Origin of the sequence: Methylobacterium gossipiicola (genome assembly GCF_900113485.1) — a bacterium.
In the GTDB taxonomy this organism is placed as follows: domain Bacteria; phylum Pseudomonadota; class Alphaproteobacteria; order Rhizobiales; family Beijerinckiaceae; genus Methylobacterium; species Methylobacterium gossipiicola.
Genome location: NZ_FOPM01000030.1, coordinates 1 through 25,822, shown reverse-complemented (window position 1 = coordinate 25,822; position 25,822 = coordinate 1). Strand labels below are relative to the sequence as shown.

The window sequence follows — 25,822 nt, the reverse complement described above, 5'->3', positions numbered from 1 at the left end:
GTGCCCACAAGGTGAGCTTATGCTGCGTTGCGCGCAAGCACCTGCGGCAGCAGCTTGCGGATCTCAGGGATGCACGAGCCGCAATTCGTGCCGGCCTTGCAGGCGGCGCCCACCGCCTCGACGGAGCCGGCACCGGCCGCGATCACCCCCGCGATGACGTCGAGACCGACGCCGTGGCAGGCACAGACCGTGGGGCCGGCGGAGGCCGTTTCCGCGCGGCCCGACAGCAGGGCGCGCCGCGCGCTCGGCTCCAGTTCGGTCTGCGCGAAGATCGCCTTGGCCAGATCCCAGGCGGGCCGCGCCGCGCTCGGAGCGAAAGCGAGGCAGGCGACGAGGCGATTCCCGTCATAGACGGCGCAGCGATAGTGGCCCCTGGCATGGTCGGCGTATTCGGCAAGCTCCAGGCCCTGGAACAGGCCGCGCATGGCGAGCGCCACGGCGCGGGAACTCTCCTGGGTGGCGAATTGCAGCCCCGAACCGCCCTCCACGGTAGCCCGCGCCCACCACCAGCCTGCGGGCGGGGTGTGCTCGGCCCGCGTCAAGAGAAAGCCCCGGCTGCGGTAGGGGGCCGGACCGAGCGCCGCCGGGGTCGCCTTGAGTTCGGGCTGGCCCGAGACGGGATCGGGCACGCCGCGCACCAGGGCGCCGACGCGGGCATCGGACGCCGTGGCGTCGCTCCAATGGAAACTCGCGAACAGGTTGCCCGGACGCACGCCATCGGCGAGCATCGCTTCCAGGATCGCGGCGCCGTGGGGGGTGGAGACCCGGGCGAGATCGCCCTCCGCGAGCCCAAGGCGGGCGGCATCGTCGGGGTGAATCTCCACGAACGGCACGGCGCGATGGGCCGAGAGGCGCTGGCTCTTTCCCGTGCGCGTCATGGTGTGCCAATGGTCGCGCACCCGGCCGGTGTTGAGGACGAAGGGGGTGTCTTCCGTCACCGCCTGCGCGAGGGCCGGCGCCTGCACGGCGACGAAGCGGGCGCGCTTGTCGAAGGTGTAGAACCGTCCGTCGGCGAACAGCCGCGCCCTGGCCTTGCCGCGCTTCGGCAGGGGCCATTGCAGCGGAGCCGAGCCCGCGTAGGCGGCATCCGGGATGTCGGCGAGGGCCCCGATGTCGAAGTCGCGCGCGCCGTTGTTCTCGTAGGCCGAGAGGGCCGCGTGCTCGCGGAAGATGGCCGCTGCGTTCGGATACGCGAAGGCGGCGCCGTGGCCGAGGCGCTTGGCGACGTCGGTGATGATCGCCCAATCGGCCCGCGCCTCGCCCGGCGCCTTCAGGAAGGCGCGCTGGCGCGAGATGCGGCGCTCGGAATTCGTCACCGTGCCGTCCTTCTCGCCCCAGGCGAGGGCCGGGAGCAGCACGGTTGTCTTCCCCACGGCGCGGGCCGTGTCGCTGTCGGCCACGGCCTCGGAGACCACGTAGAGGTCGAGGCCCCTCAGACTTTCGCGGATGGCGTCGGCCCGCGGCATGGAGACGACGGGGTTGGTGCCCATCACCCATAGGGCCTTGATCTTGCCGCGCGCCACCGCCTCGAACAGCGCGACGGCCTTCAGGCCCTCGCCCGTGATGATGTTGGGCGCCTTCCAGAAGCGGCGGACCCGGTCCACCTCCTCGGGGGCGAAGTGCATGTGGGCGGCGAGCATGTTGGCCAGCCCCCCGACCTCGCGCCCGCCCATGGCGTTGGGTTGGCCGGTGAGGGAGAACGGTCCCGCGCCGGGCTGCCCGATGCGACCGGTGGCGAGGTGACAGTTGATGATGGCGTTGCCCTTGTCGGTGCCCTGCGCCGACTGGTTCGCCCCCTGCGAGAAGGCCGTGACCACGCGCTTGGTGCCGGCGAACAGGGCGAAGAAGGCGGCGACATCGGCCTCGGCGAGCCCCGTGGCGGCGGCCGTGGCGGCGACGCTGGGGGCGATGCTCGCGGCCCGCTCCAGGGCTCCGTCGAAGCCGCTGGTGTGCTCGGCGACATAGCGTGCATCGACGGCGCCGGTGGCCGCGAGGTGAACGAGCAGGCCGGAGAACAGGGCGGTGTCGGTGCCGGGCTTCAGGCCGAGGAACAGGTCGGCCTCCTCCCCCGTCTGGGTGCGGCGGGGATCGACCACCACGAGCTTGGTGCCGCGTTTCGCCCGCGCGTCGATCATCCGGCGGAACAGGATCGGGTGGCACCAGGCGGTGTTGGAACCGACCAGCACGATGAGGTCGGCCTCGTCGAGGTCCTCGTAGCAGCCCGGCACCGTGTCCGAACCGAAGGCGCGGCGGTGGGCGGCCACCGCGCTCGACATGCACAGGCGGGAATTGGTGTCGACGTGGGGCGTGCCGATGAAGCCCTTCGCGAGCTTGTTGGCAACGTAATAATCCTCGGTGAGCAGCTGGCCCGACAGGTAGAAGGCGATGGAATCCGGGCCGTGCCGTTCGGCGACCCTTCGCAGGGCGTCCGCGACGGTGCCGAGGGCCGTCTCCCAGCTCGCGCGTGCGCCGTCGACCTGCGGATGCAGCAGGCGCCCATGGAGGGAGACGGTCTCGCCCAGAGCCGAGCCCTTGGAGCAGAGGCGACCGAAATTCGCCGGATGCGCGCGATCCCCCGCGATGCCGACGCCGCCCTGCCCGTCCGGCGTGGCGAGGACGCCGCAGCCGACGCCGCAATACGGACAGGTGGTCTTGACGGTGGCGGGTGCCTGGACGTGCGCGTTCATGGCGTGAGCCTCGGCGGGTTCATTCGATCGAGTGAGGGGTGCAAGACTCGGGCCTGCCCGATGCGAGCCCTCTCCCTCCGCACGGCCGTATTCACACGGCTCATCATCGCGCGAGGGCGCCGGGAACGCTGGCCGGTGCCCGCGTCGACGCTTTTCCCATCGGGGCTTCCACTCCCGACGGGCGTGAGCCAGTTCCGGATCCCCTTGGGGGAGATTGTCTTTTCGCGGTGGGTGGATCCGGCGCCCCTACGAGTGCGGGGATCGGCCCTTGGCCCGAGACCGGTCGATCATCGAAACGGTATCACGTGTCGGCGGCACTGCGATCCAGCAGCCAGGCCACCGGGCCGGCGATCCGGGCCGCCGGAAGATCCTCGCCCTCGGCGAGGCGCCGAAGCGGAGCTCGCTTGGCTTCGCCGGTGACCAGCATCAGAACGCTGCGAGCCGAGGCGAGAACCGGAAACGTCAAGGTGAGGCGCGGGACGAACGGATCGAGCCCCGCCTCCGGCACCGGGGCGACCCAGGCGCCGCGCTCCGCGATGGCGGGCTTGCCCGGAAACAGCGAGGCGGTGTGGCCGTCCTCGCCGAGGCCGAGCAGCACGAGGTCGAACAGCGGCTTTTCCGGATCGAGGGTTCCGGCGCCGTAGAACGCCTTCAACTCCGCTTCATAGGCCGCGGCGTCGGCCGCGATCGCGTTGCTCACCGGCATGCCATGGACATGGCCCGGCGGGATCGGCGCCCCGGCGAACGCTTCGCGCGCCATGCGGACGTTGCTCACGGCATCGTCCCACGGCACGTGGCGGTCGTCGCCGAAGAACCAGTGCAGACGGTCCCAGGGGAGGACGTCGCGATACTCCGCTCCGGCCAGCAGGGTGTAGAGGCGTTTGGGCGTCGATCCGCCCGAGAGACAGATCGCGAGGGGCCGATCCGGCGTCGCCGCGCAGAGGGACGCGAGCCGGTCGGCCGCCGCGCGCGCCACGGCGGCGGCATCGGCGAGGATTTCGGAGTTCTTCGGAAGCGGAAGCATCCCAGGCCCTTTCGACGGCTGCGATGAGCCGTGTCGCGCGGGACGCGACGCGGCAAGAACCTATTTTGGTTCTTGGTGTCCGCCGAAGCCCTTGCGCATGGCCGAGAGCAGCTTGTCGGCGTAGCTGGCGTCCTCGCGGGAGCGGAACCGGGCGTAGAGGGCCGCCGACAGGACATTGGCCGGCACCGATTCCTCGATGGCCGCGTTGAGGGTCCAGCGGCCCTCGCCGGAATCGGCGACGAAGCCGGAGAAATCGTCGAGGTTTTCATCGCCCGCCAGCGCCCCGGCCGTGAGGTCGAGGAGCCAGGACGACACCACGCTGCCGCGCCGCCACACCTCGGCGATGTCGCCGATGTTGAGGTCGAAGCGCTGGCCCTCGGGCAGGTCCGGCGAATTGGCGTGCTTGAGGATGTCGAAGCCCTCGGCATAGGCCTGCATCAGGCCGTACTCGATGCCGTTATGGACCATCTTGACGAAGTGCCCGGCTCCGCTCGGCCCGGCATGGATGTAGCCCGCTTCCGCCCGGGCATCGCGGCCCTCGCGCCCCGGCGTCTTCGGGATGGTGCCCACGCCCGGGGCCAGGGTCTTGAAGATCGGGTCGAGGCGCGTGACGGTCTCGGTGTCGCCGCCGATCATCATGCAGTAGCCGCGCTCCAGGCCCCAGACGCCGCCGGAGGTGCCGACATCGACGTAGTGAAGGCCCTTCGGCGCAAGGTCGGCGGCGCGGCGGATGTCGTCCTTGTAGAACGAGTTGCCGCCGTCGATGATCACGTCCCCGGCGGCCATCAGATCGCCGAGCTTGGCCACCGTACCCTCCGTGATGGCGCCGGCCGGCAGCATCACCCAGGCGGCGCGGGGGGCATCGAGTTTCTCGACGAAGTCTTCGAGGCTCGCCGCCCCCGTCGCGCCCTCGGCCACGAGGGCCGCCACGGCCTCGGGGTTCTGGTCGAACACCACGGCCGTATGCCCGTCGCGCAGGAGGCGGCGGACGATGTTGCCGCCCATCCGGCCGAGGCCGATCATGCCCAGTTGCATCGGTGATCTCCTTCGCTGAAGCCCGGTGTTCGCAGGAGTCGTGTGCCGCGTTCCGATCAGCCGGCCACGGCGGCCTTGATCGCGGCCGCGATGCGCTTCAGCCCGGCCTCGACGTCGCCGCCCTTGATGTGGACGCGGAGCGCCCGCCGCCCACGCTCGGCCAACACGGAGAAATCGCCACGCGCCTGGGCCGCCACCACGGTGCCGAAACCGAGGCTACGGCCGGGGATCGCGAGATCCTCCGACGGATCGGCGGTGATCTGGAGGAACACCCCCGTGTCCGGTCCGCCCTTGTAGGCCTGCCCCGTGGAGTGGAGGAAGCGCGGCCCGAACTCCAGGCAGGTGGCGAGGCGGGTCTTGTCGCGCAGGAGGATGCGGGCCTCCTGCAGGATCGCGTGGTGCTTGGCGTTGCGGGAAACGTAAGCCAGCAGGGCCACGTAATCGCCCGTCCTGGCGCGGGCGAGGTGAGCTTTGAGGGCCGCGTCGATCCCCTCGGCGGCGGGCAGGGCCTCGGCGTTCCTCGGGTCGGCATAGAGCGCGAGGGTGTCGTCGGAGAAGAGCGGCGTCTCGGCGGGCAGCGAGCCGCTCGCCTCGGCCGCGTCGAACAGCTTCTTCGTCTCGATCTTGCTCGCTTCCACGTCGGGCTGGTCGAACGGGTTGATGCCGAGCAAGGCCCCCGCCACCGCCGTGGCAATCTCGAAGCGGAAGAATTCCTGCGGCAGCTGTTCGAGGTTGGCGAGGGTGATGTGGGCCACGGGATGGCCCTCGCGTTCGAGGTTGCGCACGGCCTCGTCCTGGCGCGGGTCGGCGCGGCTGTCGAGGCGCAGGTACACGAAGAACCGGTCGTGGCCGTAGACGGCCGGGACATCGGCGGGCTCGCCGTCGATGGGGATCAGGCCCTTGCCGTCCTTGCCGGTGGATTCGGCGATGAGCTGCTCGGCCCAGGCGCCGAACGTATCGATACCGGGCGAGGCGATGAACGTGACCTTGTCGCGGCCGGCCTGAAGGGCGGCCGCCCCCAGCGCCGTGCCGAGCAGCACGCCGGGGTTCTGGGCCGGCGGAACGGCAGGCCCACAGGAGCGGACCATGGTGCGGGCGGTGTTCAGGAACGCTTCGACGTCGATGCCGGAGGCCGCCGCCGGCACGAGGCCGAAGGCCGAGAGCACCGAGTAGCGCCCGCCGATCTGCTTCACCCCGTAGAAGATCTTCCGGAAGTTGTCGGCCTTGGCCGCCGCCTCCATGGCCGAGCCCGGATCGGTGACGGCGACGAAATGCGCGCCGGCACGCTCGCCCACGGTCGCCTTCATCCGGCCGAGGAAATAATCGCGGAACACGTTGGGCTCGAGGGTCGAGCCGGATTTCGAGGCGACGATGAACAGCGTCGTCTCCAGGGTGATCGCGGCTTCCGTCTCGCGGACCTGATCGGGATCGGTGGAATCGAGGATGCGCAGCTTCGGAAAGCCCTCGCGGTGGCCGTAGGTCTCGGCCAGGACCTCGGGGCCGAGGCTCGACCCGCCCATGCCGAGCACCACCACGTCGGTGAAGCCGGTCTGGCGCACGTCGTCCGCGAAGGCGGTATAGTCCGAGACGTGGGTAAGCTCGTCCTCGACGATGCGCAGCCAGCCGAGCCACCTGTCCTCGTCGGCATTCGACCAGACGGTCTTGTCGTGCGCCCACAGGCGCCGGATGGCGCCGGATGCGCGCCAAGCTTCCGTTGCTTTCCTGGCCTCCGCCGCGATGGGTTCGGGCAGGACCAGGGTCTGGCCGTCGAGCTTGGGACCCAGGAAGTCGATGCGCTTGCCCGCGACCGCCCCGAGAAGCTTGTCGGCGGCGTCGATGAAGAGCTGCACGCCCTCGTCGACCAACTGATCGCCGACCTGCTCGATGTCGATCCCGGCGCGGGCGATCCCGTCCATCACCACGCGGGCGCCGTCGAGGTCGGTCTCGATGGCGGCCTTGACCGTGCCGTGGTCGCGGAACGCGTCCATGGTGGCGGGCGGCATGGTGTTGACGGTATCGGGGCCGATGAGCTCCTCGACGTAGAGCACGTCGGAATAGGCCTTGTTCTTGGTGCCCGTAGAGGCCCACAGGAGGCGCTGCGCCTTCGCGCCCTTCGCAGCCAGGGCCTGCCACCGGCTCTCGGCGAACACCGCCTTGTAGCGCTGGTAAGCCAGCTTGGCGTTGGCGATGGCCGTCTTGCCCTTGAGGGCCTCCAGGGCCGCCTTCTCGTCGGCGTCCTCCGTGGCAGCGATCCGCTCATCGAGGGCCTTGTCGACGGTGACGTCGATGCGGCTGATGAAGAAGCTCGCGACGCTCGCCACCTTCGAAACGTCGCCGCCCTTGGCGCCGAATTCCTCCAGTCCCTCGATGAAGGCCCGGGCCACGGCCTCGTAGGTCTCCACGGAGAACAGCAGGGTGACGTTGATGCTGATGCCGTCGGCCGTCAGCGCCCGGATCGCCGGAATACCCTCGCGCGTCGCCGGCACCTTCACCATGAGGTTGTCGCGGGCCACCGCCTTGTGCAGGCGCCGCGCCTCTTCGAGCGTTTCCCCGGTGTTCAGGGCGAGGTAGGGCGAGACTTCGAGGCTGACGTAGCCGTCGGCCCCGTCGCTCGCCTCGTAGACCGGGCGCAGCACGTCGGCCGCCGCCTGAATGTCGGCGATGGCGCAGCCCTCGTAGAGGTCGATGACCCGCGCGTCGCCTTCGTCCATCACGGATTTCAGGGCGGCGTCGTATTCCGCCGAGCCGCCGATGGCCTTCTCGAAGATCGACGGGTTCGAGGTCACGCCGCGCAGGCCGTCCTCGTCCACCAGGGCCTTGAGCTTGCCGTCGAGGACGAAACCACGGGCGACGAAGTCGAGCCACACGGCCTGGCCCTGTTCGGGGAAGAGCGCCTTGAGCGGATTCATGCGAAAACTCCTCGGTCGTCCGTCGTCTCGATCCGCCGCACCGATGCGCGGCGGAGATCGTAGCGTTGGTTCAATGCCCGATCCCAGGGGCCGGTGCCCGCATGGGAGACGCGCGATGTCTCGAAGTTCATGCGAAGGGTCGAAGGGCGGGCGGGAGTTCCGCCCCCCGGCCCCGTTCTACTTCTTGTGTCGGGCGATCTGGTCGCGAGCCGCCTGGAGCACCTTCTCGGGGGTGAAGCCGAACTTCGTCTGAAGGTCCTTGATCGGCGCCGAGGAGCCGAAGGTGTGCATGCCGATGATCGTGCCCGCCGAACCGGCGTAGCGGTCCCAGCCGATGACCGAACCCTGCTCGACGGCGACGCGGGCCAGCACCTCGGGGATGAGCACCGAATTGCGGTAAGCTTCGTCCTGGAACTCGAACAGCTCCCAGGACGGCATCGAGACCACGCGGGCCTTCACGCCCTCGGCCTTCAGGGCCTCATAGGCGCTGACGCAGAGCTGCACCTCGGAACCCGTGCCGATGAGGATGACGTCCGGCGTGCCGTCGCTGTCGGCCAGCACGTAGCCGCCCTTGGCGACGCCCGCGGCGCTGGCATAGGTCGAACGGTCGAGGGTCGGCAGGGGCTGGCGCGAGAGGGCCAGCACCGCCGGCTGGTTCTTGAGGCCCATGATGACGCGGTAGGCTTCCGCGACCTCGTTGGCGTCGGCCGGGCGCAGGGTGACGAGGCCGGGGATCGCCCGCAGGGAGAGCAGCTGCTCCACCGGCTGGTGGGTCGGTCCGTCCTCGCCGACCCCGATGGAATCGTGGGTGAAGACGTGGAAGACCGGCAGCTCCATGAGGGCCGCGAGGCGGATGGGCGGGCGCATGTAGTCGGCGAACACCAGGAAGGTGGCGCCGTAGGCGCGCAGGCCCACGAGGCCGAGGCCGTTCACGATCGACCCCATGGCATGCTCGCGCACGCCGAAATGGATGTTGCGGCCGCCGGGCTCGAACGGCGACAGGGTGCCGGCGCCCTCGAATTCGAGCTTGGTCTTGTTCGACGGGGCGAGATCGGCCGAGCCGCCGAGCAGATGCGGCACATGCTTGGCGATGGCGTTGAGCACCTTGCCGGACGATTCGCGCGTCGCCAGGCCCTTGGCGTCGGCTGGGAAGACCGGGATGTCCCTGTCCCAGCCCTCGGGCAGGCGGCCGGAAAGAAGGGCGTCGATCTCCTGCGCGAGCGCCGGATCGTCGGCCTTGGCCTGCCCCACGAACCGCTCCCAATCGGCGAACAGGGCGGCGCCGCGCTCGCCGATGCCGGCCTGGAAGTTCTCACGCACCCCGTCGGGAACGAGGAACTGCGCGTCCTCGGGCCAGCCATAGGCGCGCTTGGCGCCCTTCACTTCCTCTTCGCCGAGCGCGTCCGAATGCGCCTTGGAGGTGTTTTGCTTCTTCGGCGCGCCGAACCCGATGATCGAGTTGACGATGATGAGGGTCGGGCGATCGTTCGATTGCAGGAAGGTCTCGAGGGCGCCCGAGATGGCGTGGACGTCGTTGGCGTCGGCCACCCGCAGCACCTGCCAGCCATAGCCGAGGAAGCGCGTCGCCACCTCCTCGGAGAAAGCGAGCTCGGTATGCCCCTCGATCGTGATGGTGTTGTTGTCGTAGATCCAGCACAGGTTCGACAGGCGCAGGTGCCCGGCGATGGAGGCGGCTTCGGCCGCCACACCCTCCATGAGGTCGCCGTCCGAGCAGATGGCGTAGACGTTGAAGTCGAACAGCGGCAGGTCGGGCCGGTTCAGGGTCTCGCCGAGGAAGCGGCCGCCCATGGCCATGCCGACGGAGTTGGCGACGCCCTGGCCGAGCGGCCCCGTGGTGGTCTCGACGCCGGTGGTGAAGTGGTATTCCGGGTGCCCCGGCGTCTTGCTGTCGAGCTGGCGGAAGTTCTTGATGTCGTCGAGGGACACGGCCGGCTCGTTGCCGCCATCCGTCTGGGCGACGCCCGCGAGATGCAGCAGGCCGTAGAGCAGCATCGAGGCATGACCGGCCGAGAGCACGAAACGGTCGCGGTTCGGCCAATGCGGATGGGCCGGATCGTAGCGCAGGTAGCGGTTCCATAGGGTATAGGCCACGGGCGCCAGGGCCATCGGGGCACCGGCATGGCCGGAATTGGCCTTCTGCACCGCGTCGATGGCCAGCGTCCGCAGGGTGTCGATGCTGAGCTTGTCGATGGCGCTGAGGGCCTCGCTCGGCTTGGTGTCGGCTCCGCTCATGGTCCTGCCTTCCTTAACTCTCGTCTGGGACCGCCCGCCGCGCGGATCGGCCCTCGTCCCGTGGGGCGGGTCGGCCTGATGCCGGCTCCGCCCGTCTCGATGTCCCGTCGTGTCGCCCGGGTCAGGCCGGCACGGTCGCGCGGCCCGCCGCCCGATCCGCCCGGAGGCAGGCACCTTCGTGCACCTCCTCCGGGGCGTGGGCGCCCCGTTCCTTCGCCGGCCCGTTGGCCCGACTGTAGTTCAGGATGGTGTTCACTAGGGTGACGTGGCTGAACGCCTGCGGGAAGTTGCCCACGAGGCGCTTGCCCTTGACGTCATACTCCTCCGACACGAGGCCGACATCGTTGCAGACGCCGATGAGCTTCTCGATGAGGGCACGCGCCTCCTCGCAGCGGCCGAGACCGATGAGGTTGTCGGCGTACCAGAAACTGCACGGCAGGAAGGCGCCCTCGTCGCCCGGCAGGCCGTCCGTGGTCTGGTCCTCGGTGTCGTAGCGCAGGATGAAGCCGTCGCGGCTCAAGGTCCGGCCGATGGCCTCGACGGTGCCCACCACGCGCGGATCGTCCTGGGGCAGGAAGCCCATATGGGCGATGAGGAGCAGACTCGCGTCGAGGCGCTTCGAACCGTAGGATTGCACGAAGCTGTTGAGTTCCGTGTCGAATCCCTTCTCGCAGACCTCGGCGTGGATCTGGTCGCGGATCGTGCGCCAGCGATCCACGGGGGCGTCGTAGGGCTCGCCCTCCTCGTAGGAGCGGATCGCCCGGTCGAAGGCGACCCAGGCCATCACCTTGGAATGGACGAAGTGGCGGCGCCCGCCGCGCACCTCCCAGATGCCCTCGTCGGGGGTGTTCCAGACGTTTTCGAGGTGGCGCAGGAGCGCCTTGCCGACGCGCCAGCCATCGGCATCGCCGAGCAGCCCGCGCTGGCGCGCCTGATACAGGGCGTCGAAGATCTCGCCGTAGACGTCGAGCTGGAACTGCTCCACGGCGGCGTTGCCGATGCGGACGGGCTTCGAATTCTCGTAGCCGGGCAGCCAGTCGAGTTCAATTTCCGGCAGCATGCGTTCGCCGGCGATGCCGTAGAGGATGTGGGCCTGCTCCGGATTGCCCGCCACCGCCCGCACCAGCCAGTCGCGCCAGGCGCGGGCCTCGTCGAGGTAGCCGCCATCCATCATGGCGATGAGGGTGAAAGTGGAATCGCGCAGCCAGCAGAACCGGTAATCCCAGTTGCGCACCCCGCCGATCTCCTCCGGCAGGGAGGTGGTGGGCGCGGCCACGATGCCGCCGGTGGGATGGTAGATAAGCGCCTTCAGGGTGAGGAGCGATCGCTGCAGGATCGCGTCCCACGGGGTGCCATGGGCGGCGCGGCTCGACCAGTCGCGCCAGTGGCGGTCGGTCTCGAACAGCACCTTGCGCGGCTGGATTGGCGGCGGATCGTCCTCGTGCGACGGGCCGTAACTCAAGGTGAAGGCGACGCTCTCGCCCGCCGACACGGTGAAATCGGCCACCGTGGTCTGGTTCTCGCCGTGCAGGGGCACGAGGGTCCGCAGCACCACCTTGTGCGGCCCCGAGATGGCGCGCAGGTCCCCGAGTTCGTTGTGCGACACCCAGGGGACGGCCAGACCGTAATCGAAGCGCACGGCGAGGCGCATGTGCATGGCGACCTCGCCCGACAGCCCCTCGACGATGCGCACGAGGTGCGAGCCGTCATTGGCCGGCATGTAATCCGTCACCCGGACGCAGCCGGTTCCGGTCTCGTGCTGGGTTTCGAGGACGAGGCTGCCTTGCCGGTACTGCCGCGAGGTTTTCGCTGTCGGATCGGTGGGGCCGAGCTTCCAGAACCCGTGCTCCTCGGTGCCCAGGAGGGCGGCGAAGCAGGCGGCGGAATCGAAACGAGGCCAGCACAGCCAATCGACGCTGCCGTCGCGCCCGATCAGGGCGGCGGTGCGGCCGTCGCCGACAAGCGCGTAATCCTCGATCCGTCCTGCCATTCCGGCCCTCGTCCGCCCCCCGATGCGTCCCGTCTCGCGGCGATGCATCGTCGATGGCGTCCACCTAGTCCGCCGAGGGGGCAGGGTCCAGGGTAGGCCAGGCGATTGACCGGCGACGGCACAGGAAACCGGCGCGAAACCGCGATGCGCTCAGCGCAGGGCTTCGACGACCTCCACCACGGCGACACTCAGGGCCGTGGCCTGCGTGCGGGCCATCGCCCCCTGACCGCCGACGAAATCGCGCACCCGGCCCGCCGTCTCGATCGCCGGGGCGAAGGGCAGGGCCAAGTCGGGCAGGGACCAGTTTGGCATCGAATCGTCCGACGCGCCGCGGCTGGCGGTGTCGATACCCGCGATCGGGTCCGCCGGCGCCGCCTCCCCGCGCACGGCCTCGGCCGGGACCGGAGGCTTGGCGGGGGGCGTCCGGCGCAGGGTCGCCACGCGGGGAGCGGCGGGCCGACGGGCCGATGCCTGCGGCGGAGCGACGGCCTGCGCCGTGAGGACGAGGGGGAACTGACGCGGGAAAGCGAGGGTGGCGGGCACGAAGGTCTCGGCGATCGATCCCGTGGTGACCGGCTCCACGACGCTGCGCGGCTCCGCGACGCTGCGCGGCGCCAGGGTGGTGCTGATGGCCGTCGTCGGGGCCGTCGACGTGGGGGCATCGGGCTCGCGGCAGAGGAGCGAGGCGGCGCCGAGCACGAGGGCGACGACCAGGGTCGGGAGAAGGGGCGGTGTCACGCCGGAGGTGGCCTCCAGGCTGAGCCCCTCGTCGACGGACCCGCAGTGGTGTCGCACCGTCATCCCGGCATCCCCGCAATCGTTCGCCATCCCCACGCCCATAAGCGGGGCGGTTTGCGGCGGAAGCTGGGCTATTTTCTTTCGCGCGCGTAACCGGTCCCCGATTCGCGGTCGGCCATCCCCACGGGCGCGTCCCCTCGCTGGCACGGCCTATAATGTCACCCTGCCCGACACGCGCTCTTGCCGAAAATCGGGGGGGCGTGCGATCAGCGGACGGCAGCCTTCCTGTCGGACTCCGATGACCGAGCCCTCCCTCACCGTGGCCGTGATCGACCCGAGCCCGGCCCGTGCCGCGATCTTGGAAGAAGGTCTGGCGGCCGCCGGCATCGCCCGCGTCGTGATCCTGCCCGACACCGCCGACCTGCCGGCCCGCGTCGCCGCCCTCAACCCGGACGTGGTGGTGATCCATGTCGAGAGCCCGAGCCGGGACATCTTGGAGCAGATGTCCGGCCTGTCGCGTCACGTGGAGCGGCCCGTCGCCATGTTCGTCGACCGCTCGGACGTGCCGATGATGCAGGCGGCGGTGGATGCGGGCATCTCGGCCTACGTCGTCGACGGCCTGCAGCCGCAGCGCATCCGCTCCATCCTCGACATCGCGATCCTGCGCTTCAACGCCTTCGCGCGGCTGCAACGGGAATTGCTGGAGGCGCGGGGCGAGCTCGCCGACCGCAAGCTCATCGAGCGGGCCAAGGGCATCCTCATGACCGCCAAGGGCATGCCCGAGGAGGAGGCCTACCGGATGATGCGGCGCAAGGCCATGAACGAGAAGCGCAAGATCGCCGACATCGCCCGCGCCATCGTGACGGCGGCGGACCTTCTCGGATGAAACGCAACCCATGAGACTCGCCCTCGGATACGTTCCGCTCGTCGATGCGGCCCCCCTCGTCGTCGCTGTAGAGGGTGGGTTCGCCGCCGCCGAGGGCTTGTGCGTCGACCTCGTGCGCGAATCCTCCTGGGCGACCCTGCGGGACAAGCTGGCCCTCGGCCTCCTCGATGGCGCCCACATGCTGGCGCCCCTCGCCATCGCCAGCGTCCTCGGCATCAGCGGCCCCGAGACCCGGCTCGCCGTGCCCCTGGCCCTCAATCTCAACGGCAATGCCATCACGGTATCCCGCGACCTCTGGGCCGAGATGGCCCCGGGGGACGAAGATCTCGACGCCGTGGCGTCCGCCTTCGGGCGGGTGGCGCGGGAGCGGGCGCAACGGGAACGTCCGCTGACCCTCGGCACCGTGCATCCGTTCTCGAGCCACACCTACCAACTCCGGTTGTTCGCCGCCCGCGGGGGGCTCGACCTCGATGCCGCGATCCGGATGGTGGTGATCCCGCCGCCCCGCATCGCCGAGGCCCTGCAGGCCGGACACATCGACGGCTTCTGCGCCGGAACGCCCTGGAACAGCCTCGCGGTGGACGAAGGTTACGGCCGCATCGCCGCCTTCGGTTGCGAACTCGCGCCGGACTGTCCGGAGAAGGTGCTCGCCCTGCCGCCCTACGCGGCGGCGGCGAGCGGCGCCCTGGTGCGGGCCGTGAGCCTGGCGGGGCGCTGGTGCGCCGACCCCCGCAATCACGACGAACTCGCCCGCCTGCTCGCGGGTCCGGACCATCTCGACATCGCGCCCGGCCTCGTCCGCGGCGCCCTGGCCGGCACGGTGGCGGTCGATTCCGACGGTACGCGGCGGGATGCCGCGAACTTCGTGACCTTCGGCGCGGATATCGAGCGGCCGAGGCCGAGCCATGTCGACTGGCTGCTCGACCGGATGGCGGCGGCGGCCCAGATCATCCTCACGCCGGCCCTGACCGAGCGCGCCCGCGCCCTCTACCGACCGGACCTGTACGACGCCGCCTGGGGCGAAGGCACCGTCTCCCCCTGAAGGGATATGCCCGCGCCATCGCCATCGTGCCTTTCGATTGTGCAGGGCGGGCGCCAGAATCCGAAAGACGTCTCCGGTTCCGAAAGACCGCCTTCGACGCGCCCGTCGAAACTCCGCGCGAACCGTCAAGCGGTTCTCCGACACGTCCGATAGGGCTTTCCGCACTGCGATCCGCCCGTTGGCACGGCTCCTGCTTGGACATTCACGCTCGTCAAAGGCGACGGGCCTTATCCGTCGGCAGAGCCGCTGACCCGAGACTCCCCCTGGGCGTGTGAGCGCGCTCGATGGATGTGCTTGGTCGGCGGCTTTCTGTTTTGGCGCTCTGCAGCCCTGCGAGGATGTCGGTTTCGATGCGTGATGGTTTTCTCGATCACCGAGTTCGCGCCCTGAACGGGGGGGCATCGCCCTTGTCCCTCGCGGCCTGAGGATCCGATCGCGCGCGATGAAGGAAAGACTCGTCATCATCGGCAATGGCATGGCGTCGTTGCGGTTTCTCGAGCGCCTCACCGAGCGGGCGCCGGGCCGGTACGACGTCACCGTCGTCGGCGCCGAGCCTCGGGCGGCTTATAACCGCGTCCTGCTTTCGTCGCTGCTGGGCGGCGAGGTCGACGAGGCGGCTTGCGCCTTCCGGGGGCTCGACTGGTACGAGGCGCACGGCATCCGCCTCATCACGGGCGCGCCGGTGACGCAGATCGACCGCGAGAACGCCCTTGTGGTGGTGGGCGAGACCCACGTCCTGCCCTTCGACAAGCTCGTGCTGGCCGTCGGCTCCGTGCCGATCCGCCTGCCCAAGGCGGGCATGGACCTGCCCGGTGTGCTGACCTTCCGCGATCTCGCGGACGTCGCCGCCATCCGCGAGGCCGCCGTCGCTCACGCCAAGGCCATCGTGATCGGCGGCGGGTTGCTCGGGCTCGAAGCCGCCGTCGGTCTCGCGCGGCTCGGCATCGACACCACGCTCCTCCACGTCATGGACCGGCTGATGGAGCGCCAGCTCGATCACGCCGCCGCCGGCCTCGTGAAGCGTGCCATGGAGGCGCGCGGCGTGCGCGTGCTGCTCCGGGCCGACACCGCTTCGGTGGAGGGCGACGGCCGGGTCGAACGCTTGGTCCTGTCGGACGGGTCCGTGCTGCCGGCCGACCTCGTCGTCCTGTCGGTGGGCGTCCGCCCCAACGTCGCCCTGGCGCAGGCCGCGGGTCTCGCCACGGCGCGCGGCATCACCGTCGACGATCGGATGCAGACCTCCGATACCCGCATCTACGCTCTGGGCGAATGCGCCGAGCACCGGGGCGTGGTCTACGGCCTCGTCGAGCCGGCCTACGAACAGGCCGAGACCTTAAGCCGCCACCTCGTCGGCGAGGCGGCGGCCTATCCGGGCACGTCGCTCGCCACCAGCCTCAAGGTCTCGGGGCTGCCGGTGTTCTCGGCCGGCGCCATCGAGGCGCCGGAGGGCGCCGAGACCATCGTCCTGAGCGATCCGGGCCTCGGCCTCTATCGCAAGCTCATCATCGCCGACGACCGGCTCATCGGCGCGGTCTTCGTCGGCGACATCGCCGAACAGGGTTGGTGCAAGGAGCTCATCCGCGGCGGCGCCCCCATCGCGGGGCACCGCGACGACCTCATGTTCGGGCGTCAAACCCCTTCTCCCCCTGCCCCTCAACCCCTCGCAGCGTGACGGAGGCTTTCATGGCTGACGATTTCAACGCCGAGCAGAAGCGCTACCTCGAAGGTTTCGCCTCCGGCATCTCCGCGGCCCGCCTCACGGGCGGCCTCGCCCTCGGGCAAGCGGCGACCCCGCCGGCCGAACCCACGGGGCCGGACGCGATCCACATCAAGGCCCAGGACGCCACGGTGAAGGCCGGCGGCAAGCTCTGCGACCAAGAGAAGTGGAAGCGCGCCGAGAACCCGTTCGACGGCCACAACCGGCTCATCGCCGAGGCGGCCACGGGCAAGGCGCCGAAGCCCGAGGACAATTTCCGCTGGCGCTATCACGGCCTGTTCTGGGTGGCGCCAGCCCAGAATTCCTACATGTGCCGCCTGCGCATCCCCAACGGTATCCTGCAGCACTGGCAGTTCGCCGGCATCGCCGATCTCGCCGATGCCCATGGCGGCGGCTACAGCCACGTCACCACCCGCGCCAACCTCCAAGTCCGCGAGATCGCGCCGGAGCACGGGCAGCCGTTCCTCGACGGCCTCGTCGATCTCGGCCTCACGGCGCGCGGGGCCGGTGCCGACAACATCCGCAACGTCACCGGCTCGCCGGTGGCCGGCATCGACGCGCAGGAACTCCTCGACACGCGGCCGCTCGCCAAATCCTGGCACAACCACATCCTCAACGACCGTTCGCTGTTCGGTCTGCCGCGCAAGTTCAACGTCGCCTTCGACGGCGGCGGCGTCATGCCGGTCCTCGAGGAGACCAACGACATCGGCTTCCAGGCCGTGCGGGTGCTCGACGGCGCAGCCGTCGCCCCGGGCGTGTGGATGCGCCTCGTGCTCGGCGGCATTTCGGGCCACCGGGATCTCGCCCGCGACACCGGCGTGGTCCTGAAGCCGGCGGATTGCAACAAGGTCGCGGACGCGATCCTGCGGGTGTTCATCAAGAACGGGGATCGCACCAACCGCAACAAGAGCCGGATGAAGTACGTCCTCGACGCCTGGGGCTTCGACAAGTACCTCGCCGCCGTCGAGGCCGAGCTCGGCTACACGCTCGACCGGGTCGATCCCGCCCATGTCGCCCCGCGCGGCCCCATGGACCGCTTCGCCCATGTCGGCGTGCACAGCCAAGTTCAGCCCGGCCTCAACTGGATCGGGGTGATCCTGCCGGTGGGCAAGCTCACCACGGACCAGATGCGGGCGCTCGCCAAGATCGCCGCCGAGTGCGGCGACGGTGCCATCCGCATGACCGTGTGGCAGAACTTTCTGTTTTCCGGCGTGCCCGACGCCAAGGTCGCCGAGGTCGAGGGCCGCGTCGCGGCCCTGGGACTCACGACGCAGGCGTCCAGCATCCGCGCCGGCCTCGTCGCCTGCACCGGCAGCCGCGGCTGCAAGTTCGCCGCCTCCGACACCAAGGGTCACGCCCTCGCCATCGCCGACTACATCGAGGCCAATCTCAAGGAGCTCGATGTGCCGGTGAACGTGCACCTCACCGGCTGCCACCATTCCTGCGCCCAGCACTACATCGGCGATATCGGGCTCATCGGCGCGAAAGTAGTCGTCTCGGAGGAGGGCGACACGGTGGAGGGCTACGACATCGTGGTCGGGGGCGGCTTCGGGGATAGCCCGAAGATCGGCACCGAGATCTGGAAGGCCGTGAAGGCCGAGGATTGCCCGGCCCGGATCGAGGCGCTCCTGCGCAGCTACCTCGGCAACCGCCAGGGTCCGGAGGAGAGCTTCCAGGCCTTCACCCTGCGCACCGGCCCCGATTCCCTGCGCGACAGCGCCGAAGAGCAACCCGTCCTGAAGGCAGCCGCATGAGCGAGCACGTCGCCCCCCCGCTCGTTCTCATCCCGGAGAACGCCCCGTTCAATCCCGACCAGCGCGCGTGGCTGTCGGGCTACTTCGCCGCCCTCCTGGGCCCCGCCGTCGAGGGCGCCACGGCCCTGGCTCCGGGCGACGCCCCCGGCGGACCCAAACTCGCCGACAACGACGACGCGCCGTGGCACGACCCCTCGATGCCGCTGCCCGATCGGATGGATCTCGCCAAGGATCGGTCCGAGGCGCAGAAGCTCATGGCCGCCATGGCGCAGCAGGATTGCGGCCAGTGCGGCTACAACTGCGCCGACTACGCCAACGCCATCTTCCTCAAGAGCGAGGAGCGCCTGAACCTCTGCCAGCCCGGCGGCAAGGACACGCTCCGGATGCTGAAGAAGCTCGACGAGGAATTCGGCGCCGGCGGCGGGGCTGCCCCCAAGGCCGCCGACCCGGCCGTGCCGAAGGCCGAGCCGACCCTCGGGCCCCTCGGCCTGTGCCGCGAAAACCCTGTCGAGGCGACCTTCCTCTCGCGCCTGCGCCTCAACGCGCCGGGCGGCGAGAAGGAGACCTGGCACATCGAGATCGATCTCACCGGTACGCCCATCGACTACGTGGTCGGTGATTCCCTCGGGCTGTTCCCCGCCAACGCCCCGGCCCTGGTCGATGCCGTCATCGCCGAACTCGGCGCCCGCCCCGAGCGCAAGATCGGCGACAAGACCCTGCGCGACCGCCTGCTGACCGAGTACGCCCTCGGTGGGGCGCCGGACGGGCTCTACCAGCTCCTCTCGCTCCTCACCTCGGGCGAAGCCCGCAAGAAGGCGCAGGCGCTGGCCGCCGGCGAGGACCCGGACGGCGATGCCGCCCATCTCGATGTGCTGGGCGCGCTGCACAAGTTCCCCGGGGCGCGCCCCGACGCGGAGGTGTTCCTGGAGGCCCTCGACGAGTTGCAGCCCCGGCTCTACTCCATCTCGTCCTCGCCGAAGGCCGATCCGGGCCGGGTCTCCCTCACGGTGGACGCCGTTCGCTACAGCCACCGCTCGCGCCTGCGGCTGGGCGTCGCCTCGACCCATCTCGGCGAGCGCTTGCCCGAGGGCATGAAGGTCCGGGTCTACCTGCAGAAGGCGCACGGGTTCGCCCTGCCGGAGGATCTGTCGAAGGACGTTATCATGGTCGGCCCCGGCACCGGCATCGCGCCGTTCCGCGCCTTCCTGCGCGAACGCGATGCCACGCAGGCGCCGGGCCGCAACTGGCTGTTCTACGGCCACCAGAAACAGGCGTCCGACTTCTTCTACAAGGATGAGCTGAACGGCCTGAAGGACAAGAAGGTGCTCACGCGCCTGTCGCTCGCCTGGTCCCGCGACGGCGGAGAGAAGACCTACGTCCAGGACCGGATGCGCGAGAACGGCGCCGAGCTTTGGAAGTGGCTCGAAGGCGGCGCGCATTTCTACGTCTGCGGTGACGCCAAGCGCATGGCCAAGGACGTGGAGCGGGCCATCATCGACGTCGCCAGCCAATACGGCGGCAAGAATCCCGACGAGGCGGTGGCGTACCTGGCCCATCTGAAGAAGACCGGGCGGTATCAGGCTGACGTGTATTAGCAAGCCTGCCGGCGCCCTCCCCCCTTTACGGGGGGATCGCATCGGATGTCAGACTGTTTTTCGGATGATCCATTCGGTCTTTGGCCGGTGCGGGCTCCTTCTCCCTTCAGGGGAAGGAGCCTCTGTCACCCCGCCAATCCGAAGCCGTCGATCGGAAACCGTATCCGGCCTCTTCCCGCGGCTGCGCAGCGGGGGCCGGAATTCGGAAAGTGCTGATGGTGCGAGACCTTGCCGGGCCGGAGCTCTGGATCGTGCCCCCGGCGCGTTCCTTCGGGGCAGAGGGCGCTCTCGGCGGCCCGGAACGATGAGCGGGGGCAATTGAAATCGCCCTGTCCCTCCTCCGAACGCCGTTCTTTCCCTCGGAAAGGCGGCGTTCGGTTGTCTTCAAACGCCGCGCGGACTGGCTGGTCCGGCGACCCGTTCCATCAAGCGGAACCACATCGGACAAGGGAGGCTATCGCGTCTCGCTGATCCGAGACGGCCGATTGGAACGGAAGTCTATTTCGAGGCCGCCACTGTCCAGGGCGCGATAATCCGCATGGCTGCGGTCTCGACGGGCGCCGACAGCGTGGTGATGAGCGGAACCTTGCGCGCGCGGGCCGCGATCCGCCGCGCTTCCGCCGCCGGAATGGCACCCACGGGCATGACCATGGCAGAGAGTTGGCTGCGGGTGTGCCGGTCGATGAACGCCGAGCGCCCGATGCTCTCGAAATCGCGGGCGGCGTGAGGCTTGTCGGGGTTCCCGGTGAACACCTTCGCGCCGTCGTTCATCACCACGATGTCGCCGGGGCGCAGGGTCGGGTCCTTCAGGAAAGCGGCGGCGGCACCGTCCTTCATGTCGATGGGCGTCTGCCGGTCGGTGATGCGGATCTTGAGGGGCTCGGCCTTGGGCAGGGCGGCGTAGCGGATGGAGCGGTGCCGCGTATTCAAGGCTCGGGCGGCCCGGCGGACATCCAACCGCCGTGGGGACGGGGCCGCGACAACCGGCATGGGCGCCGGCTGCATCGCCACCGGCGGATCCGGCTGAAACAGGCGCTGGAACAGCCCACCCAAACCGTCATCCGCGGCCATGGCCGTGCCTGGGAGAATGGGAAGGAGCAGAAGCGCGGCGGCGATGCCACTGCGCACGAAAGGTCGGGCTCGGGTCATGGAAAAATCGGCGCTCGCTCTCGATCCCCGCCGCACGCTGGGATGAGCCGTTAACGGATCCTCAATCTGAACAGTTCCCACATGAATTCACAGTTCGTCGCGGATGGTGAAAGACCGCCGACGCCCCGTCGTCCGAGGGGTTGTGTAACCGATCGGCCCGCCTCCGTGGCCGGCATGAAATGGCTTAGATATCGCCGCTTCGCGCGCACCGATTCGCTTGGAAAAGGCGCGGCTTTCATTCCGCTGGGGCAAGATCGTTGCCGCCGACGGGGGACTTTTTATCGATGCGATGGAAACCATCGCTGTCTGACGACTTGAACGTCCCTGCCAGGCATCTTCATGGTTCGACGCAGTCGCGCGTCGCCAGCGGAGAGGTATTCGGGAAAGCATGGGTCCGTGAACGAAACCAACTCCGTCCTGTATTCCGGCGCCATCGCCCTCGCTCCCGTGTTGCACGGGGTTGCCCGAGGGCTGTCGCAATTGTTTCCACCCGTCGATCCTCCAGAGGATCGGCTCGTCGAGGAGCGGACCCCACCGGACACCGAGTCCGCCGATGGCGTAGGCTGACAAGAATTCGCATGATCGAAGCGGCGCATACGCCCTGTCGCGCCGAATGGAAATGTTTGGTGAGGGCCGTCTTCAAGACGACGCAGCGGATCTTCCCGCGACGTGTTGCGTAGAGCTTGCCCTTCGAGGAGGGGCGTCATTCAAACACGTCTCGGCGCCAGCGAGTGCACGAGACGGGCGGCCCTTTCAAAAGCGGAACGATCCTGCGGTCTCGATGATTGAATGGGTCTTCAAGACAAGGAGAAGACCGTGAACCGGACTCTGCAAACCCTCGCGTTCCTAGCGGTCCTCGGCGCCGGCCCGGCCCTGGCTCAGACCACCGTGACGGGAACGCCTGCACCCGACGCGAAGTCCAGTGCCACGTCCGGCGGGCAGGAGGCGGTGACGCGCCCGAACACCGACAAGCCCGACATGACCAAGCCCGGCACGACCCACGCCGCCACGGGTGCCAAGCTCGAAGAGGGGGCCAACAGCTTCACCGAGGCGCAGACCCACCACCGTCTCACCGAGGCCGGCTACAAGGACGTCAAGGGTCTCATGAAGGACGACAAGGGCATCTGGCGCGCCGACGCCCTGCTCAACGGCAAGCCCGTGAAGGTCGGCGTCGATTTCAAGGGCAACGTCGCCGCGCAGCCGTAAGCGCGTCGCCATCCATTCGTTTCGGATCCGAACAGGAGTCCACCATGGCACAGCAGACCATCACGGCCCTCTACGACGATTACGACGATGCCAGCGCTGCCGTCGCGAAGATCGAGGCCCTGGGTATTCCCCACAGCGATATCAGCATCGTCGGTAGCAACGAGGGCGACCGTCACGCGGGACGGGTCACGGCGCCGACGTCCAACGCCGACCGGACCGACACCACTGAGAGCGCCGCGACGGGCGCCGGCACCGGTGCCACCGTTGGGACCGTGTTGGGTGGTGCCGCCGGCCTCCTCACGGGCCTCGGACTCATGGCAATCCCGGGTGTCGGACCCGTGGTCGCGGCCGGATGGCTCGTCGCCACCCTCACGGGGGCCGGCATCGGCGCGGCGGCGGGCGGACTCGCCGGCGGTCTCACCGGAGCGGGACTGAGTGAGACGGACGCGCATACCTATTCCGAAGGCGTCCGTCGCGGCGGTACCCTGGTCACGGTCCGCGCCGATGAGACCCGCGCCGGTTCGGTGATGGACATCCTCGAAGAGCACGGCTCCATCGACCTCGACGAGCGCGCCGAGGGCTGGCGCGCAGAGGGCTGGACGGCCCCCCAGGTCGCCGCCGCCCCGCATCCGCCGGCCTATGCCAATCCCGCCGAGGGACGCACCCGGGTTCGCTCCTATCCGACGACGTCCGTCTAAAACGGCCCGGCCTCCACGGACTTCGTGGAGGCCGCGTCGGAGCGCAAATCATCGACGAGCCCCGCGATCCGCCACGGGGCTTTCTGCTATCCAGTTCACGACAAAAGCCGGATCTTCGCGGTGTCCGCGATCCGGCCGATGTCTCGAAAAATGGGAAGAGATGGGTCCCGGAGCCGAGGCCCCGGGTTCTGTTTCGACGGTTACCCTACCGCAAGATGCTTACGCCGCGAGGCGGGCATCCATGACAACGTTATCGTTGGCATTTAGAGTTTTGGTCAGATGCCTGGAATAGGGGTTGCCTACGCCAAACCGGTCGAAACCTTACCGACAGTCGCATCGTATTTCACCGAAGTGAAACTGAACTCGCGATCCCTTTACCGCCCAGTCGATCCTATTTCGCCCCCATCAGAAACGCACCCCGCAATGGGTCGCCGAATGCGTTTTTGGTGGAGGCGCCGGAGTACTGCCCTCCGGGTCCTGAAACGTTATTACGAATCGGTCATCAACCGCATTCCCAATATAGGCGACGCCCTGCCCGGGGTCCAGTGCGGGCGACCTCGAAACTGCGTTTCCGGGGCCGGGGATCAGTTCGGGTCCGCCTGGCACGCATACCACTCGGCGTAGGGCGTGTTGCGGGCGAGGCGTCGGTTGAGATCCGGTGCCCCATCCGTCCACCAGACCGGGCCGCGCTCGCCCAGCCCCTGCTTCGCCCGGTCGACGGCGGCCCGTGCCGTCGCGATGGCGCCATCGTCGCCGGCTTTCCGGCCGGCCTTCACCCCACGGCGGGCATCCATGAGGTCATGAACCAGCCGGTCTCGCTCAGGGGTGGGAAGATCCGGTCGCGCCCGTCGCCAGAGGCGCCCTTTCACCACGATGTAGCGGCCGTCCGGTGTTTCCAGGACCCGGCGATCAGGGGCGGGCGTGGCGCTGTTCATCGATGAGCGCCTCGACGGCCGCGATGGTATTCTCGAGGTCGGCGATCCGGCGAAGCATACTGTCGGGGGGCAGCATCGCGACCTTCGCGGCGTCCAGGATGAGATCGCGCTGAGCCTTCTTCAGGCGATCGAGAAGAGTTTCCAAGTCTGACATGGCTTCGCCTTACGGCATCATCCGCGCGAGTGAAATCCGATTTCCGATCAAGTCGCAGAGCATGCGGGCCTTTACGACCGTCTCCCGGCGCTTTTTCCCGAATCGTCGAGACAGAACCGTAGGCTCGACATATGAAGGGACCCTGATCGTCCTTGGCTCATCCGATCTCGGGAAACGGTATCGCGGCGGTTTTCGCGAGGGGGATCGGCGATTCGGCAGCGAAGTCCGACGTCTCTTCCGGCGTCGCCTCGATGAGGGCCGCGATGGCGTCGAGGAGCGCCGTATCCTCCCCCGCCATCGCCTCCATGGCCCTCATCCGGCGCAGCACCGTCGCGGTGATGGCTTCCTCCACCGTGCCTTCCGCGAAGGCATAGTAGATCGTCGCCTGTTCGCCGTCGCGATGGCAGCGGCCTTCGATCTGCGCCAGTTGAATCGCACTGTGGCGCATGTCGTGGATCACCAAGGCCCGCACGGCGTCGCCCCCCGGCATCTCATTGCGATGAAGCGAAATCGACTCCGTTACGGTGAAGATCATCACGTCGCGCCCGCCACTCTGGAAGGCCAACCGCTCGGATTCGTTGACGGCCGCGTCCCGCGTTCCGTCGATGCTGCCCGTTCGCCAACCCCGCCGGGTCAGGGTCTCGGCGAGGGCCGCTCCCGTTTCGAGGAAGGCGACGGAGATGGCCACGGCCTGTCCGGAGTCGAGGAGGGTCTCGACGAAATCCACCGTGCCGTCGACGCGCAGCAAGCTCGCCTTCTGCCGGAACCGCAGATCGGCGGCCCACCCGGCCGGGCGGCGGGCGCTGCCGCCGAGCAGGCCCCAACTCTGGCGGAAGGCACGCCAGTTCGCCACGTAGAGCTTGCGCGAAGCGGGATCGAGGGCGGTTGCGGCGAGTTCGCGCTGCACCTCCGGCCAACCCGCGATGTCGCTCGGGCGCCGACGCAGGCCGATGGCGTTCGGCCCGGCATAGAGGAGATCGGCCATCACGGCACAGTCGCGGGCGTTGGCCTCCCAGCGCCAGTTGGCCCATCGCCCCTTCGCCCCGCCGATCCCGAGCCGCCGCAGCAGATCGCGAAACTCCGCGACGGTCTCGCAGGGCGCTCCGGCGGCGGCCCCGAGGAGACGGCCGAGATAGGACAGTTCGTGCGGCGCCTGGCCCGCCGTTGCACTGAGATAGACCGTGAACCGGGCGGCCTCGGCGAGATGGCGACAGATCAGGCTCTGTTGCGCGGTGGGATTGCGTAGGCGATGGCTCTCGTCGAACGCGACCAGCGCCCAACTCCGCTTCAATGCGCCATGTTTGGCCAGGGCGTTGTTCTTCGCGCGGGCCGAGCGCCGCTTGATCGCTGGCGACGGGGCCATGAGCGATTTGGTTCGCTCGTAATTGATCAGGGTGACGGATTTCCCGGCCAAGCCGGATCGCGCGATGGTCCGTCGCCATTGCGGCATGGCCCCCTTGGGGCAGACGATGAGGACATCCGCTTCCGGCATGCGCGTCAGGGCGCTCCAGACCGATAACGTCTTTCCCAGACCGGTCATGTCGCCGAGGAGGAAGCCTGGTTTCCCCGCCGCCCGTGCCGCCAGGATCGCTCGGGCGGCCTCCACCTGATGCGGTCTCGGGATGAGGACGGGCTGCGGCTCGGACATCGTGACGGCTTTCCCGAACGCGCAAAGCCCTCGACCTTTTGGGTCGAGGGCTTTGGTTTTGTTTGGTTGCGGGGACAGGATTTGAACCTGTGACCTTCAGGTTATGAGCCTGACGAGCTACCGGGCTGCTCCACCCCGCGCCAGGGTGTTTGCCGTTTTGGCAAAGGCGGATCGTTTGGAGGGACTGTTGTGATGTGCTGTGCAGGTCTGGCGGCGACCGACTCTCCCGTGTCTTGAGACACAGTACCATGGGCGCTGGTGCGTTTAACGGCCGAGTTCGAGATGGGATCGGGTTTTGGGCACACCGCTCAAACCACCAGACCGGCGCAGCACATCGGGGTGTTCGGCAAGCGGACCGACAGCCGTAGCTGTCGCGGGGTCTTTTGTTGTTTCGACCGTTTG

Annotated in this window: 18 protein-coding genes, 1 tRNA gene, 1 rRNA gene and 1 other RNA gene; 7 read left to right on the top strand and 14 right to left on the bottom strand. The window is 68.9% G+C overall.

Annotated features, from left to right (window positions below; genetic code table 11):
- Positions 1-17: 17 nt before the first annotated feature.
- The 7 genes from BM249_RS18830 to BM249_RS18800 all read right to left on the bottom strand — a co-directional run bounded on the left by BM249_RS18830 (position 18) and on the right by BM249_RS18800 (position 12,699).
- Positions 18-2,687: a nitrate reductase gene (locus BM249_RS18830; protein WP_091974892.1), complete on the bottom strand. Its 2,670-nt coding sequence runs from the start codon at positions 2,685-2,687 to the stop codon at positions 18-20.
- A gap of 301 nt (positions 2,688-2,988) precedes the next feature.
- On the bottom strand, positions 2,989-3,711 hold the full coding sequence (gene pgl / locus BM249_RS18825) for a 6-phosphogluconolactonase (protein WP_091974890.1): 723 nt from the start codon (positions 3,709-3,711) through the stop codon (positions 2,989-2,991).
- A gap of 60 nt (positions 3,712-3,771) precedes the next feature.
- The gene (gnd, locus tag BM249_RS18820; RefSeq protein WP_091974888.1) at positions 3,772-4,746 is read right to left on the bottom strand and encodes a phosphogluconate dehydrogenase (NAD(+)-dependent, decarboxylating); all 975 of its coding nucleotides are present in this window, start codon (positions 4,744-4,746) and stop codon (positions 3,772-3,774) included.
- Positions 4,747-4,802: 56 nt separating this feature from the next.
- Positions 4,803-7,655 (bottom strand): bifunctional transaldolase/phosoglucose isomerase, encoded by a 2,853-nt coding sequence (locus BM249_RS18815; RefSeq protein ID WP_091974887.1) that lies wholly within the window; start codon positions 7,653-7,655, stop codon positions 4,803-4,805.
- Positions 7,656-7,832: 177 nt separating this feature from the next.
- A complete protein-coding gene (gene tkt / locus BM249_RS18810; RefSeq protein ID WP_091974885.1) occupies positions 7,833-9,908 on the bottom strand; it encodes a transketolase in 2,076 nt (691 codons plus the stop codon).
- Between the two features lie 121 nt (positions 9,909-10,029).
- Entirely contained in the window at positions 10,030-11,898 is a 1,869-nt protein-coding gene (locus tag BM249_RS18805; RefSeq protein WP_091974883.1) for a glycoside hydrolase family 15 protein, read from the bottom strand.
- 150 nt (positions 11,899-12,048) lie between these two features.
- Complete coding sequence (locus tag BM249_RS18800; protein ID WP_143103801.1) at positions 12,049-12,699, bottom strand: hypothetical protein; 651 nt, start codon at positions 12,697-12,699, stop codon at positions 12,049-12,051.
- Positions 12,700-12,934: 235 nt separating this feature from the next.
- Here BM249_RS18800 and BM249_RS18795 point away from each other — a divergent pair, with 235 nt between their 5' ends.
- The 5 genes from BM249_RS18795 to BM249_RS18775 all read left to right on the top strand — a co-directional run bounded on the left by BM249_RS18795 (position 12,935) and on the right by BM249_RS18775 (position 19,630).
- The gene (locus tag BM249_RS18795) at positions 12,935-13,522 is read left to right on the top strand and encodes an ANTAR domain-containing response regulator (RefSeq protein WP_091974879.1); all 588 of its coding nucleotides are present in this window, start codon (positions 12,935-12,937) and stop codon (positions 13,520-13,522) included.
- A 10-nt stretch (positions 13,523-13,532) separates the two neighbouring features.
- Positions 13,533-14,564 (top strand): CmpA/NrtA family ABC transporter substrate-binding protein, encoded by a 1,032-nt coding sequence (locus tag BM249_RS18790; RefSeq protein WP_091974877.1) that lies wholly within the window; start codon positions 13,533-13,535, stop codon positions 14,562-14,564.
- Positions 14,565-15,006: 442 nt separating this feature from the next.
- Positions 15,007-16,236 (top strand): NAD(P)/FAD-dependent oxidoreductase, encoded by a 1,230-nt coding sequence (locus BM249_RS18785; protein ID WP_091974875.1) that lies wholly within the window; start codon positions 15,007-15,009, stop codon positions 16,234-16,236.
- 11 nt (positions 16,237-16,247) lie between these two features.
- The gene (locus tag BM249_RS18780) at positions 16,248-18,035 is read left to right on the top strand and encodes a NirA family protein (RefSeq protein ID WP_091974873.1); all 1,788 of its coding nucleotides are present in this window, start codon (positions 16,248-16,250) and stop codon (positions 18,033-18,035) included.
- Positions 18,032-19,630, top strand: a complete 1,599-nt coding sequence (locus tag BM249_RS18775; protein ID WP_091974870.1) for a sulfite reductase subunit alpha — start codon at positions 18,032-18,034, stop codon at positions 19,628-19,630. The genes BM249_RS18780 and BM249_RS18775 overlap by 4 nt, the downstream gene beginning before the upstream one ends.
- A 498-nt stretch (positions 19,631-20,128) precedes the next feature.
- Here BM249_RS18775 and BM249_RS18770 read toward each other — a convergent pair whose 3' ends face one another.
- Complete coding sequence (locus BM249_RS18770) at positions 20,129-20,701, bottom strand: hypothetical protein (protein WP_244528859.1); 573 nt, start codon at positions 20,699-20,701, stop codon at positions 20,129-20,131.
- A gap of 894 nt (positions 20,702-21,595) precedes the next feature.
- On the opposite strand from BM249_RS18770, the gene BM249_RS18765 reads away from it, so the two are divergent.
- Positions 21,596-21,985 carry a hypothetical protein gene (locus tag BM249_RS18765; protein WP_091974916.1) on the top strand — a complete coding sequence of 130 codons (390 nt, stop codon included), beginning with the start codon at positions 21,596-21,598 and terminating at the stop codon, positions 21,983-21,985.
- A gap of 44 nt (positions 21,986-22,029) precedes the next feature.
- Positions 22,030-22,683 carry a hypothetical protein gene (locus BM249_RS18760; protein WP_091974869.1) on the top strand — a complete coding sequence of 218 codons (654 nt, stop codon included), beginning with the start codon at positions 22,030-22,032 and terminating at the stop codon, positions 22,681-22,683.
- Between the two features lie 177 nt (positions 22,684-22,860).
- On the opposite strand, the gene ssrA is transcribed toward BM249_RS18760, so the two are convergent.
- The 6 genes from ssrA to rrf all read right to left on the bottom strand — a co-directional run bounded on the left by ssrA (position 22,861) and on the right by rrf (position 25,741).
- Positions 22,861-23,232, bottom strand: a transfer-messenger RNA (tmRNA) gene (gene ssrA / locus BM249_RS18755).
- 35 nt (positions 23,233-23,267) lie between these two features.
- Positions 23,268-23,618 carry a hypothetical protein gene (locus BM249_RS18750; protein WP_091974867.1) on the bottom strand — a complete coding sequence of 117 codons (351 nt, stop codon included), beginning with the start codon at positions 23,616-23,618 and terminating at the stop codon, positions 23,268-23,270.
- Positions 23,593-23,772 carry a hypothetical protein gene (locus BM249_RS18745; protein WP_091974865.1) on the bottom strand — a complete coding sequence of 60 codons (180 nt, stop codon included), beginning with the start codon at positions 23,770-23,772 and terminating at the stop codon, positions 23,593-23,595. The genes BM249_RS18750 and BM249_RS18745 overlap by 26 nt, the downstream gene beginning before the upstream one ends.
- Before the next feature lie 157 nt (positions 23,773-23,929).
- Positions 23,930-25,420 carry an SNF2-related protein gene (locus BM249_RS18740; protein WP_143103800.1) on the bottom strand — a complete coding sequence of 497 codons (1,491 nt, stop codon included), beginning with the start codon at positions 25,418-25,420 and terminating at the stop codon, positions 23,930-23,932.
- A 63-nt stretch (positions 25,421-25,483) separates the two neighbouring features.
- Positions 25,484-25,560 (bottom strand) — tRNA-Met (locus BM249_RS18735).
- A 65-nt stretch (positions 25,561-25,625) separates the two neighbouring features.
- Positions 25,626-25,741: ribosomal RNA gene (gene rrf, locus BM249_RS18730) — 5S ribosomal RNA — on the bottom strand.
- Positions 25,742-25,822: the final 81 nt, after the last annotated feature.

Coding starts and splice junctions, on each gene's coding strand:
- BM249_RS18830 (WP_091974892.1), bottom strand. CDS start 2,687: ATGAACGCGCACGTCCAGGCACCCGCCACCGTCAAGACCACCTGTCCG.
- pgl (WP_091974890.1), bottom strand. CDS start 3,711: ATGCTTCCGCTTCCGAAGAACTCCGAAATCCTCGCCGATGCCGCCGCC.
- gnd (WP_091974888.1), bottom strand. CDS start 4,746: ATGCAACTGGGCATGATCGGCCTCGGCCGGATGGGCGGCAACATCGTC.
- BM249_RS18815 (WP_091974887.1), bottom strand. CDS start 7,655: ATGAATCCGCTCAAGGCGCTCTTCCCCGAACAGGGCCAGGCCGTGTGG.
- tkt (WP_091974885.1), bottom strand. CDS start 9,908: ATGAGCGGAGCCGACACCAAGCCGAGCGAGGCCCTCAGCGCCATCGAC.
- BM249_RS18805 (WP_091974883.1), bottom strand. CDS start 11,898: ATGGCAGGACGGATCGAGGATTACGCGCTTGTCGGCGACGGCCGCACC.
- BM249_RS18800 (WP_143103801.1), bottom strand. CDS start 12,699: ATGACGGTGCGACACCACTGCGGGTCCGTCGACGAGGGGCTCAGCCTG.
- BM249_RS18795 (WP_091974879.1), top strand. CDS start 12,935: ATGACCGAGCCCTCCCTCACCGTGGCCGTGATCGACCCGAGCCCGGCC.
- BM249_RS18790 (WP_091974877.1), top strand. CDS start 13,533: ATGAGACTCGCCCTCGGATACGTTCCGCTCGTCGATGCGGCCCCCCTC.
- BM249_RS18785 (WP_091974875.1), top strand. CDS start 15,007: ATGAAGGAAAGACTCGTCATCATCGGCAATGGCATGGCGTCGTTGCGG.
- BM249_RS18780 (WP_091974873.1), top strand. CDS start 16,248: ATGGCTGACGATTTCAACGCCGAGCAGAAGCGCTACCTCGAAGGTTTC.
- BM249_RS18775 (WP_091974870.1), top strand. CDS start 18,032: ATGAGCGAGCACGTCGCCCCCCCGCTCGTTCTCATCCCGGAGAACGCC.
- BM249_RS18770 (WP_244528859.1), bottom strand. CDS start 20,701: ATGGCCGCGGATGACGGTTTGGGTGGGCTGTTCCAGCGCCTGTTTCAG.
- BM249_RS18760 (WP_091974869.1), top strand. CDS start 22,030: ATGGCACAGCAGACCATCACGGCCCTCTACGACGATTACGACGATGCC.
- BM249_RS18750 (WP_091974867.1), bottom strand. CDS start 23,618: ATGAACAGCGCCACGCCCGCCCCTGATCGCCGGGTCCTGGAAACACCG.
- BM249_RS18745 (WP_091974865.1), bottom strand. CDS start 23,772: ATGTCAGACTTGGAAACTCTTCTCGATCGCCTGAAGAAGGCTCAGCGC.
- BM249_RS18740 (WP_143103800.1), bottom strand. CDS start 25,420: ATGTCCGAGCCGCAGCCCGTCCTCATCCCGAGACCGCATCAGGTGGAG.